At 39.1% G+C, this 11,795-nt stretch carries 12 protein-coding genes; 10 read left to right on the top strand and 2 right to left on the bottom strand.

Annotated features, from left to right (window positions below; all coding sequences use genetic code 11):
* Positions 1 to 104: 104 nt before the first annotated feature.
* The 7 genes from cmk (at position 105) to JG479_RS07480 (ending at position 5,592) form a co-directional block, all read left to right on the top strand.
* Positions 105 to 815, top strand: coding sequence for a (d)CMP kinase (cmk, locus tag JG479_RS07450; protein WP_039489782.1), 711 nt, complete (start codon positions 105 to 107; stop codon positions 813 to 815).
* A 95-nt stretch (positions 816 to 910) separates the two neighbouring features.
* On the top strand, positions 911 to 2,578 hold the full coding sequence (gene rpsA, locus JG479_RS07455; protein WP_002961176.1) for a 30S ribosomal protein S1: 1,668 nt from the start codon (positions 911 to 913) through the stop codon (positions 2,576 to 2,578).
* A gap of 67 nt (positions 2,579 to 2,645) precedes the next feature.
* Positions 2,646 to 2,933 carry an integration host factor subunit beta gene (ihfB, locus tag JG479_RS07460; RefSeq protein ID WP_002961178.1) on the top strand — a complete coding sequence of 96 codons (288 nt, stop codon included), beginning with the start codon at positions 2,646 to 2,648 and terminating at the stop codon, positions 2,931 to 2,933.
* Between the two features lie 21 nt (positions 2,934 to 2,954).
* Positions 2,955 to 3,236, top strand: a complete 282-nt coding sequence (locus tag JG479_RS07465) for a lipopolysaccharide assembly protein LapA domain-containing protein (protein ID WP_039489780.1) — start codon at positions 2,955 to 2,957, stop codon at positions 3,234 to 3,236.
* Between the two features lie 2 nt (positions 3,237 to 3,238).
* The gene (lapB, locus tag JG479_RS07470; RefSeq protein ID WP_039489778.1) at positions 3,239 to 4,375 is read left to right on the top strand and encodes a lipopolysaccharide assembly protein LapB; all 1,137 of its coding nucleotides are present in this window, start codon (positions 3,239 to 3,241) and stop codon (positions 4,373 to 4,375) included.
* Positions 4,376 to 4,419: 44 nt separating this feature from the next.
* Positions 4,420 to 5,124: an orotidine-5'-phosphate decarboxylase gene (gene pyrF / locus JG479_RS07475; protein ID WP_002961184.1), complete on the top strand. Its 705-nt coding sequence runs from the start codon at positions 4,420 to 4,422 to the stop codon at positions 5,122 to 5,124.
* Between the two features lie 93 nt (positions 5,125 to 5,217).
* Positions 5,218 to 5,592 carry a hypothetical protein gene (locus tag JG479_RS07480; RefSeq protein ID WP_200220244.1) on the top strand — a complete coding sequence of 125 codons (375 nt, stop codon included), beginning with the start codon at positions 5,218 to 5,220 and terminating at the stop codon, positions 5,590 to 5,592.
* A gap of 39 nt (positions 5,593 to 5,631) precedes the next feature.
* Here JG479_RS07480 and JG479_RS07485 read toward each other — a convergent pair whose 3' ends face one another.
* Positions 5,632 to 6,465, bottom strand: a complete 834-nt coding sequence (locus JG479_RS07485; protein ID WP_002961188.1) for a CvfB family protein — start codon at positions 6,463 to 6,465, stop codon at positions 5,632 to 5,634.
* 2 nt (positions 6,466 to 6,467) lie between these two features.
* Positions 6,468 to 7,796, bottom strand: a complete 1,329-nt coding sequence (locus JG479_RS07490) for a DEAD/DEAH box helicase (RefSeq protein WP_182715358.1) — start codon at positions 7,794 to 7,796, stop codon at positions 6,468 to 6,470.
* 208 nt (positions 7,797 to 8,004) lie between these two features.
* Between JG479_RS07490 and trhO the strand changes: the two genes are divergently transcribed.
* The 3 genes from trhO (at position 8,005) to JG479_RS07505 (ending at position 11,770) form a co-directional block, all read left to right on the top strand.
* Positions 8,005 to 9,012, top strand: coding sequence for an oxygen-dependent tRNA uridine(34) hydroxylase TrhO (trhO, locus tag JG479_RS07495; RefSeq protein ID WP_002961191.1), 1,008 nt, complete (start codon positions 8,005 to 8,007; stop codon positions 9,010 to 9,012).
* A gap of 148 nt (positions 9,013 to 9,160) precedes the next feature.
* Entirely contained in the window at positions 9,161 to 11,056 is a 1,896-nt protein-coding gene (locus tag JG479_RS07500; RefSeq protein WP_039489770.1) for a DUF294 nucleotidyltransferase-like domain-containing protein, read from the top strand.
* 3 nt (positions 11,057 to 11,059) lie between these two features.
* Positions 11,060 to 11,770 carry a 3'-5' exonuclease gene (locus tag JG479_RS07505; protein ID WP_024595068.1) on the top strand — a complete coding sequence of 237 codons (711 nt, stop codon included), beginning with the start codon at positions 11,060 to 11,062 and terminating at the stop codon, positions 11,768 to 11,770.
* The last annotated feature ends 25 nt before the right edge of the window (positions 11,771 to 11,795 follow it).

Here is an 11,795-nt window from a genome sequence, read left to right on the forward strand (position 1 = left end):
TAATTAGAAGTAATTACAAAAGTTACACACTAATAGCAGATATATTTTAATAACTGACGTATAATGTCGCGGTTTATTTAGGTGTGCATTGCAGGAGGTTTTAAATGCAGGCGTTATTAATGCCCGTGATCACCGTTGATGGCCCAAGTGGTTCAGGTAAAGGAACTGTTTGTCGCTTGTTAGCCGACAAGTTAGGGTGGGATGTATTAGATAGCGGTGCGATTTATCGTGTTTTATCTTTAGCTGCACTTCATCACCAAATTGCATTAGACAATGAAGAAGGGCTTGTCCCGCTTGCTGCAAATTTAGATGTGCAGTTTTTGGTAGATAGCCAAACTAATGCAGGAAAAGTTATTTTAGAAGGCGAAGATGTCACCACTACTATTCGTAATGAAGAAGTAGGCGCTGCGGCTTCAAAAGTTGCAGCATTACCTCGCGTTCGTGAAGCGTTATTACGTCGCCAGCGTGCATTTCGCACTGAAAATGGCTTAATTGCCGATGGCCGTGATATGGGCACTGTGGTTTTTCAAGATGCGCCGTTAAAAATATATTTAACAGCAAGTGCACAAGAGCGTGCTCGTAGACGCTTTGTTGAGTTGAATACGCGCGGCCTTGATGTTACACTAAGTGGTCTATTACAGGACATTCAAGCTCGTGACGAGCGCGATATGAATCGTGCCGTTGCTCCGCTTGTACCTGCAGAGGATGCTATTGAGATCGATACTAGCGATCTTAATGCACAGCAAGTGTTTGATAAGGTAATAACTTTATTGGATATTGCTATCTCTGAAGGTAAGCTTCCTAAACGAAGCTAAACACATTTTATGCGCCAGCAGGATGCCAGTGCTATTTTAACAACCCCATGCAGCATGGTTGCTTATTGGTATTAATATATGAGACGTATATTCGTATGTCAGAAAATTTTGCGCAGTTATTTGAAGAAAGCTTAAAGGGTTTTGAAGCAGAGCAAGGCTCTATCGTTAAAGGTACAGTAATCTCTATCGAGAATAACATTGTACTTGTAGATGCTGGTCTTAAATCAGAAAGTGCTATCCCTGCAGAGCAGTTCAAAAATGCTGCTGGTGAACTAGAAGTTGCTGTAGGCGACGAAGTAGATGTTGCACTAGATGCAATTGAAGACGGTTTCGGTGAAACTATCCTTTCTCGTGAGAAAGCTAAGCGTCACGAAGCATGGATCCGTCTTGAGAAAGCATGTGAAGAGCAAGAGACTGTTACTGGTGTTATCAACGGTAAAGTTAAAGGCGGTTTCACAGTTGAAGTTGATTCAATCCGTGCTTTCCTACCTGGTTCACTTGTTGATGTTCGTCCAGTACGTGACACAACTCACCTTGAAGGCAAAGAACTTGAATTTAAAGTAATCAAGCTTGACCAAAAACGTAACAACGTTGTTGTTTCACGTCGTGCAGTTATCGAATCTGAAAACTCACAAGAACGTGAAGAGCTTCTTGCTAACCTTGTTGAAGGCCAAGAAGTTAAAGGTATCGTTAAGAACCTTACTGACTACGGTGCATTCGTTGACCTTGGTGGTGTTGATGGTCTACTACACATTACTGATATGGCTTGGAAGCGTGTTAAGCACCCTTCAGAAATCGTTAATGTTGGCGACGAAATCGCAGTTAAAGTTCTAAAATTCGACAAAGATAAAACTCGTGTTTCTCTAGGCCTTAAACAGCTTGGTGAAGATCCATGGGCAGCTATCGCTGGTCGTTACCCAGAAGGTTCTAAACTTTCTGGTCGTGTTACTAACCTTACAGATTACGGCTGTTTCGTGGAAATCGAAGAAGGCGTTGAAGGTTTAGTACACGTTTCTGAAATGGATTGGACTAACAAGAACATCCATCCTTCAAAAGTTGTAAGCCTTGGCGACACTGTTGAAGTTATGGTTTTAGAAATTGACGAAGAACGTCGTCGTATTTCTCTTGGTCTTAAGCAATGTATTGCTAATCCTTGGCAGGAATTTGCTCGTCTACAAAACAAAGGCGATCAAGTTACTGGTAAGATCAAATCAATCACTGACTTCGGTATCTTTATCGGTCTTGACGGTGGTATTGACGGTCTTGTACACCTTTCAGACATTTCTTGGAATACACCTGGCGAAGAAGCTGTACGTGAATTCAAGAAAGGCGACGAAATCACTGCTATCGTATTGCAAGTTGACCCAGAGCGTGAACGTATCTCTCTAGGTGTTAAGCAAATCGAAGCTGACCCATTCAATAACTACCTTGATGCAAACAAAAAAGGTGCTATTGTTAAAGGTAAAGTGACTGAAGTTGATGCGAAAGGCGCAACTGTTGAACTTATCGAAGGCGTTGAAGGTTACATCCGTGTAGCTGATATCGCTCAAGAGCGCGTTGAAGATGCAACTACTGTTGTTTCTGTAGGCGACGAGATTGAAGTTAAATACGTTGGTGTTGATCGTAAGAACCGCACTTTAAGCTTATCTGTAAAAGCTCTTTTCGAAGCAGAAGAGAAAGAAGTACTAGAGAAGCTTAAGAAAGAAGAGCCAGTGTTTGAAAACGCAATGGCAGCTGCTTTCGCAAATGCACAAAAAGACTAATATATAATTAGTTTTTAGTTGGAAGGGCATTTTTTGCCCTTCCTATATCTCTTTTTAAGGAAACGCTATGACTAAGTCAGAATTGATAGAAATACTTGCGGAACAACACGCACACGTTCCAGTGAAAGATGTTGAGAATGCTGTAAAAGAAATTCTTGAACAAATGGCCGGCTCATTATCTACTTCAGATCGTATTGAGATCAGAGGTTTTGGTAGTTTCTCTTTGCATTTCCGCGCTCCTCGCACAGGTCGTAATCCTAAGACTGGCGATACAGTTGAGCTTGAAGGAAAGCATGTACCTCATTTTAAACCAGGCAAAGAATTACGCGACCGCGTGAATGAAAGCATTGCCTAGTTAACTTAGTGGAGTAGTTACTTGTTCAAGGTATTAAAAATTATTCTGGTTGCACTATGCCTTATAAGTGCATTTGTATTAGGGTCACAAAACCCACAGTTAGTACAAGTAAATTACATTATAGCCAGTAATACACTACCTTTAGCTGTAATAATAAGTATCTGCTTTTTATTAGGTGTTTTGATTGGTTGTTTTATTAGCTTTAAATTGTTTTCGCAATTAAAGTGGCAAAACTACCGCTTAAAAAAGCAATTAGCGCCTGAAAAAGATAAAAAAAAGCTTGCCGCGAATAAAGACACCTAATTATGATTGAGCTTTTGTTTTTACTATTACCTGTTGCCGCTGGTTACGGTTGGATTATGGGTAAAAACAGTGCTAAAAACCAAGCTCATCAACTTAATCGTCAGATCACTTCTGAATATAGTAAAGGCTTAAAATTTCTACTCGATAGAGAAGAAGATCAAGGCTTAGAGCATTTAATCAACTTACTTGAAGTTTCAGCCGACTCGGTTGAACACTATTCTACACTTGCCACCATGTTTCGCCGTAGAGGTGAATTAGACCGCGCAATAAAAATTCATGAACTTCTATTAAAACACCCAAGCTTAAATGAACAACAAGCTGCAACTAGCCGTTTAGAACTAGCCGAAGATTATATAATGGCTGGACTACTAGATAGTGCGGAAGAGCACTTAGTTTGGTTAGTTAAAGCAGGACATGTAGAAGCGCTGGACCCTATTATCACTTTATATTCGCAAACCCGTGAGTGGGAAAAAGGCATCAACATGTTTGAAGCCCATAGCGAACTATTTTCAAAAGAACAGCAATTTAAAGCAATTGCTAATTTTTATTGTGAGTCAGCTTTAAGTGACAATACACCCCAACTAATGAGAAAAGCGATTAGCTTAAATTATAAAGCCGTGCGTCCGCTTTACGAGTTAGGGTTAGTTGCTTACGCAAAAGAAGATTACGTTAAAGCTATTTATTACTGGCGTGAACTTGTCTCTCAATTTACCTTGTTTGCTCCGTTATTTATTGATGAGCTTGCACACAGTTATAAACAATTGAATTTGACGCATCAATTTCACGAGTTAGTCAGTGACTTGTTAGAGAAGGGCGGAGTGTTAATTAAAATAAAGCATTGCCAAGCATTACTTGAGCAAGGTCACACCAAGCAAGCCTTTGAATTTTTAACTGATAGCTTAAAACGTCAACCTACTATTCGTGGTTTTAGTTTTTTACTGCAATTAATGGGTGACCAAAATAAAAATACTAAAGAAGTACTTGATGAAATTGATAAGCTTGTAACCTCTTATATTGCTACAAAACCAGATTTTCAATGCCAGCATTGTGGTTTTACAAGCTACACCATATATTGGAACTGCCCTTCTTGTAAGCATTGGGAAACCATTGTTCCAAGTCGAGGCTTAGACGGATTTTAATAACCCCATAATTAATAACTTTACTGCCATTCACTAGGATAGTTATGTCTTTCGAACACTCAAAAAAAATTCTTATTGCATTAGATTACGATGATCAAGAAGTTGCTTTAAACTTTGTTAAACAACTTTCTCCTGATACTTGCCGTCTCAAGGTCGGCAAAGAAATGTTTACCTATTTTGGACCTGCATTTGTTAAAGAGTTAATTGATTTAGGTTTTGATGTTTTCTTAGATTTAAAGTTTCATGATATTCCTAATACAGTAGCTAAAGCGGTTACTGCAGCTGCTAAAATGGGGGTGTGGATGGTAAACGTTCATGCTTCTGGTGGCTTTGAAATGATGAGCAAAGCTAAATCGGCTCTAGAGCAATTTGGTGACAAAGCGCCATTACTTATCGCTGTTACTGTATTAACAAGTATGGATGAAACAGAGCTTAAGCGTTTAGGTGTTGATAAATCAGCTCAAGAGCAAGTTATCTATTTAGCTAAGCTTGCAAAGGAAGCTGGGCTTGATGGTGTTGTGTGCTCTGCACAAGAAGCAAAAGCTTTAAAAACAGAGTTAGGTGATAGCTTTAAGCTTGTTACGCCTGGTATACGCCCTGAAGGGAGTGATGCGGGTGATCAAAAGCGTATAATGACTCCTAAGCAAGCTATAGATTCAGGAAGTGACTATTTAGTTATAGGCAGACCGATTACTCAAGCAGATAATCCTGTAAAAGTGCTTAGTGATGTTAATAACTCTATAGCTTAATTTAACAATAAGCAGTCATATAGTGCTAAAACCCCTTACCTTATGTGAGTTTTATGTTACATTAATAAAATCAAAATGTAGTAGGGGTTTGTTTTGAAGTTATTTTTTGGTTCTATAATAATTGTTATTGCGGGTTTTTCAGTAAATAAGTACGTTTTTTCTAATAAAGCATACGATGGTGTAACAACCGTTACAGATACAATTCCAACGTACCCAGTCGATATGTTTGATTTTAAAAAAACAATGCAAGATTATGCTCATCATCTGTGTTACAAAAATGAAGATACACTCATATCTCAGCATGTAAGCGTTAGTGAATGTATATCAAAGCTTGATGATAAAAAAACAGAATGTGAAAAAAAGGTTTTTCGTTTGGCACCGCTCAATCTTGAGTCGGAAGTTGAAGTGCTTGATTATTCAAGGCAATATACGCAATGTACATTGCCTTATAAATATATTTTAGGTTAATTACAAACAGGTAATATTAGTAATTACAGCCAATTATAATTAAGATCTTAAGCGAATGGATTTCGCTTCAATATCTATTAACTCTTGTTTAAATAAGCCACCAATTGCTTTTTTATAATTAGCCTTACTTGTAGAAAACATCTTTTTTATTGCTTCAGGATCAGACTTATCACCAAGTGGAATAACACCGCCTTCGTTTTTAAGCTTTTGCATAATAGTTTCACCAAGGTCACTTACTTTTCCCATACCTGGCTTTTCTAGTACAACATCAATTTTTCCGTCGTCACGTACTTTTTGAATATAGCCTTTAAGCTTTTGACCCACAAATAAGCTTTTAAATACCATATTGTAAAAAACAACACCGAAGTGCGACTCTTCAATTAATACCTTGTAGCCAATATCTGTTTTGCCAGCAACAATTAAATCCACTTCTTGTAAGTGAGTATATTGCGGCTCATCTTTTGATAGGAAACGATTAAAGTTGTTTGAGGCACAAATACGTTGGCTTGCATTATCAAGGTACAGACGTACTAAATAAGAATGGCCTTCTTGCATGCGTGGCTTTTGTTCATTAAAAGGTGCAAGCACATCTTTCTCAAGGCCCCAATCTAAAAATGCCCCAATACTATTTATTTCTTTAACGCGTAGTAGGGCATACTCGCCAACTTGAGCATGTGGTTTCTTTATTGTTGCTGTGGCTAAATTAGCATTGTCTAAAAAGATAAATACACTAATACTATCGCCCGCTTCAAGCTCATGTTTTATTTCTTGTTTTGGTAAAAATACTTCACCTAAATCATGGCCGTCTAAGTAAGCACCTTCGTTACTCACTTCTTTTACAAATAATGTTTGTGTGGTTCCTAGGTAACTCATAATTATTCCTGCTCAGGCTTTTTTTTACGGCGCATTGGTGTATCGCCATCAATGTTCATCGGTGCTTTAATTGGTGCTGTAGGCTTTTTAGGTTTAGCTTTGCGTTTAAATGCAGGCTTTTTAACAGCGGCGGCTTTTTCTTTAGATTTGTCCCACGCTGCCTCAGGTTTTTTCTCTTTTAAACCTTTAAACTTAGCTTTTAAGCTCTCTATGCTCGCAAATTTTAATTCGTCATTTAAAAATGCTTTAATAGCTAAATAACTTGCCCAATCTTTTGGGCCAACTAATGAAATTGCATTTCCTTTAAAGCCAGCACGTCCTGTACGACCTATGCGGTGTACATATTCTTCAGCGTGTTTTGGTAAATCAAAGTTAATAACGTGCGTTACGCTCAACAAATCTAAACCACGAGATGCAACGTCGGTGGTGATCAATATTTTAAAGTTTTCGCGACTAAACGAATCCATGATATCTAAACGTTTGTTTTGCGTTAAATCACCAGCAAGCGCTACAGATTTGAAGCCTTTAGCATTAAGCGCTTCACTCAAACGGCTCGTGTCAGAACGCGTTGCTGTGAAGATAATACATTGACCAACATCATCTTGATTTAAAAAGTGCTCTAATAGCGCTTCTTTATGATCAAGGTGATCGGCAAGGTATAACGTTTGTTTAATATCGCTATGTTGCTCATTTGCTGCACTTAGCGTAATTTGCTTTGGTTTTTTTAATAGGTTACGTGATAGTGCATCTACTTGTGCATGGTCAAGTGTTGCAGAAAACAATAACGTTTGACGTAAACGGTGATTAGCTTGCTCGTTAATCATTTTTAACTGCTCGGTAAAGCCTAAATCTAAAATACGATCGGCTTCATCAAAAATAAGCAGCTCTAGTCCACTCAATTGCAATGAGCGTTTTGTAATGTGATCAGCTAAACGCCCAGGTGTAGCAACTACGAATTGTGGGTCGTTTCTAAGTGCTTTTATTTGGTCATTAAAGTTTTCGCCGCCAAGTATTTTAACTGCCTTAATAGCTGTGCCAGCAATTAATAAACGCAGCTGAGTAAATACTTGCGTAGCAAGCTCACGCGTAGGAGCAACAATAAGTACACGAGGATCGCGTTTGCTGAGTGCTTTTTGTTTCATAACCCTTTGTACAGCAGGTAATAAAAACGCCAAGGTTTTGCCCGACCCAGTTTTAGACTGAGCGAAAATGTCATGCCCTGCAAGTGCGGTAGGCACTGCATGCGCTTGAATATCGGTGGGCTGGGTGATCCCTTGATGTGCTAATTGTGTTTCAAGGCGTGTATCAATCCCAAGATCAGTAAACTGCAATGTGTGTTTCTCCAAAATGAGCAAATTAACTCTATAAATTTATTAGCGCATTATAGCTTACACAGCTAGGTCGCTAACAGTAAAAACCAATCTATAGCGCTATTTTTTGCAATTAAACTAAAAAAGCGTAAAATACGCGCCCCATATGCGCCGGATTTACGATTCGGTAAACGCCAATATTGGCTAACAAGGCAAAATAGGAAATATAATGACTGTTGTTCATAAAGATAATGTAACGGGCGATCACTTTGTAGTATGTGCGCTGTATAAGTTTGTAGGTTTACCTGAATTTGAAGCTATCCGTAAGCCATTACTAGAAGTGATGGAAGCAAATGAAGTACGCGGTACTTTATTGCTCGCTGCCGAAGGTATAAACGGCACTGTTTCTGCAAAACGTGAAGGGATAGACAACTTATTAGCATGGCTAGATGAGCAACCAAATTTAAAAAACATCGTTACAAAAGAATCTTACGACGATGAATGTCCGTTTTACCGCACTAAAGTAAAACTAAAAAAAGAAATTGTAACGATGGGCGTTGAAGGCGTAGATCCGCTTAAAGTTGTGGGTAGCTATGTAAAGCCAAATGAGTGGAACGCACTTATATCTGACCCTGAAGTAATTTTAATTGATACACGTAATGATTACGAAATTGAAATTGGTACATTTCAAAATGCGGTCGATCCAAATACTAAAACGTTCCGTGAATTTCCACAGTGGGCAAAAGAAAACTTAGACCCTGAAAAACACAAAAAAGTGGCGATGTTTTGTACTGGCGGTATCCGCTGCGAAAAATCGACAGCCTACATGAAAGAGCAAGGTTTTGATGAAGTTTATCACCTTGAAGGCGGTATTTTAAAATACCTAGAAGAAGTGCCAAAAGAAGAAACCATGTGGGAAGGCGAGTGTTTTGTATTTGATAATCGCGTTGCGGTTGATCACGACTTACAAAAAGGTTCTTATGATCAATGCCACGCGTGTCGTATGCCAATTACAGAAGACGAAAAGTTAAAGCCTGAATACATGGAAGGCGTCTCTTGTCATCATTGTATTGAAGAAGTTACGGACGAACAACGCGCACGTTTTGCAGAGCGCCAAAAGCAAATAGAATTAGCGCAAGCGCGTGGTGAAGGCCATATTGGTAATGAAGCACAAGCTGTTTTACAACAACGTAAAGAAGCTAAAAAAGCCCAAAAAGACGCTCAGCGCGGTAAATAAATTCTTACAATAAGTATTACATTTAAAGAGTCTATTTAGGCTCTTTTTTTGTGCCCAAAATTGTGCAGTAATTGTTTTCACACCCCGATGATAGTGTTAATCTGCAAAATAGATTTAGTCATTTTAATGCGCATACAGGAAGGGATTTATGCAAGCCGAACAAGTTGAAATCGCACAATTTTTAGCACAACATCCTCCTTTTGATGACTTACCTCAAAAAGCGCTTAATGAGCTAGCTCAACAAGTAGAAGTGGCTTATTTTAGAGCAAAAACAGATATCTTGAGTTTTGGACAAGACATTTCTGATTTGTATGTAATTAGAAGTGGTTCTGTAGAAATGTATCGCCGAAATGGCGAGCTGTACAATCGTTTGGCTACCGCAGGTATATTTGGTCAAATGGGTTTATTGATGAACCGTAAGGTGCGTTTTCCTGCAACTGCTCTGGAAGATACGTTAGTTTATTGCATAAATGTTGAGCTATTTAATCGTTACTGTGATGAGTTTGATGCGTTTGCTGATTACTTCGAAACAGACGGTAACGTGCGTTTGCATCAAGCTATTGTCGAGCAAGCCGATGGCAATGACCTGACAACCGCGAAGGTAAAATCATTAATACACAGAGATGTAGTCACCGTAGATGCAACCTCTACGATACAAGATATCGCTAAATTAATGACCGAAGAGGCGGTATCGTCAGTGTTGGTAACCGATGTAAATAAACCCATAAATGATGACCCAGAAGAAGATGACGGACAAGTAGTTGGTATAATAACCGATAGGGATTTACGCACTAAAGTAGTGGCTAAAGGCCTTGCCTTTAACACGCAAGCAAAAGACATTATGTCCACTAATTTAGTGCTTTTAGATGCTAATGACTATATTTTCGAAGCCGTATTGGCCATGCTTAGAGATAACTTACATCATTTGCCAGTAGTACAAAAAAGACGCCCAATAGGCGTTATCTCCCTCTCTGATATTTTGCGTTATGAATCCCAAAGTAGCTTATTACTTGTACGTGGCATACTGGCTCAACAAACAATAGAGGATTTGGCGCATTATGCACGCCAATTGCCCAATGTGTTTGTTCGTATGGTGAATGAAGATGCAAACTCACACATGGTTGGTACAGCCATGGCTGTTATAGGGCGTACATTTAAACAAAGACTACTTGTATTAGCAGAAGAAAAGTTTGGGCCACCTCCTGTGCCTTACTGTTTTATTGCTCTGGGCTCAATGGCTCGAGACGAGCAACTAATTGTAACCGATCAAGACAACGCGCTTATTTTAGATGACAGTTACGACGACGAAAAACATAACGCGTATTTTCAAAATATTGCCGATTTTGTGTGTGATGGTTTAGCGCAGTGTGGTTACACCTACTGTGATGGAGAAATTATGGCGTCGTTTAAAAAATGGCGTAAAACTCGCTCACAGTGGTTCGATCAATTTGCAGATTGGATAGCGCAGCCAAAACCACAAGCACTGCTTAATAGTTCTATATTTTTTGACTTAGACGGTGTGTGGGGTAAAACCAAGTGGGCCGACGAGCTTAAAATATTTATAGCAAAACAAAGTAAAGTAAATCGCGTATTTTTAGCTAATATGGCAGCAAATGCTAGAAATAGAACACCTCCACTTGGTTTCTTTAAAGGCTTTGTTATGGAGCATAATGGCCAACATAAGCGTTCAATGAACTTAAAGCGAAGAGGGACTGCACCTCTTTCTGATGTTATTCGCGTGCACGCATTAGCTATTGGTTCGCGTAAACAAAATTCGTTTGAGCGGCTAGAAGACATTATTGAAGCGAAACTTTTACCACAGGGTAAAGCGCAAGATTTACGTGATGCACTTGAGTATATTGCCATGATGCGAATTCGCCATCAAGCGTGGCAAATAGAGAAGGGCGAAGAGCCCGATAACGACTTAGATCCACATTTACTTTCTCCGTTCGAGCAACGAAACTTAAAAGAGGCGTTCGCCATTTTAGAAAAAGCACAAAGCTATTTAAAATTTAGCTACACAGCAAACTCTGGTGTGAAGTAGCCTATGAATCCGCGTAATCATAAAGCAATTGATTGGCAAGCTAGGTATAACGAGCTTGCCAATAGCACCAAAAATAAACTCCTAAAACACTTTTATGCGGGTGCTTATAATCAAGACAAAGCTGCAATAAAAGACGTGCCTTTTGTAGCAATGGATTTTGAAACAACAGGCTTAAATAGCCAAAACGACGATATAGTGAGTGTTGGTTTAGTGCCGTTCAATTTAGAGCGCATTTATTGTAAGCACAGTCGGCATTGGGTTGTGCAGCCTAGGCGAAACCTTCATGAAGAGTCTATTTTAATACATGGAATAACGCACTCTGAGGTGGACGACGCCCCCGACTTTAATCAAATTATAGAGCCTTTACTTGAAGCGCTCAGTGGTAAAGTTGTCGTGGTGCATTATGCAGCAATAGAACGTCACTTTTTAAATAATGCGTTATTGTTAAGGCTTAAAGAAGGTATTGAGTTTGCACTTGTTGATACAATGGAAATAGAAAAAAGAGCACTAAAAGCAAGGCAGGGGTTATTAGGGCGATTGTTTAACACAAAATTAGGCTCTCTTAGGCTAACAGATTGCCGTGCGCGTTATTCCCTACCAGCATATCAAAATCACAATGCGTTAACGGATGCACTTGCTACAGCAGAACTTTTACAAGCGCAGCTGAGTTATCATTATCGTGTAGATACTCCAATCTCAGAGCTGTGGCTCTAGCTTTTAATGACCTAACAAAAAAACG

Origin of the sequence: Pseudoalteromonas sp. LC2018020214 (assembly GCF_016598755.1) — a bacterium.
Lineage (GTDB): Bacteria > Pseudomonadota > Gammaproteobacteria > Enterobacterales > Alteromonadaceae > Pseudoalteromonas > Pseudoalteromonas distincta.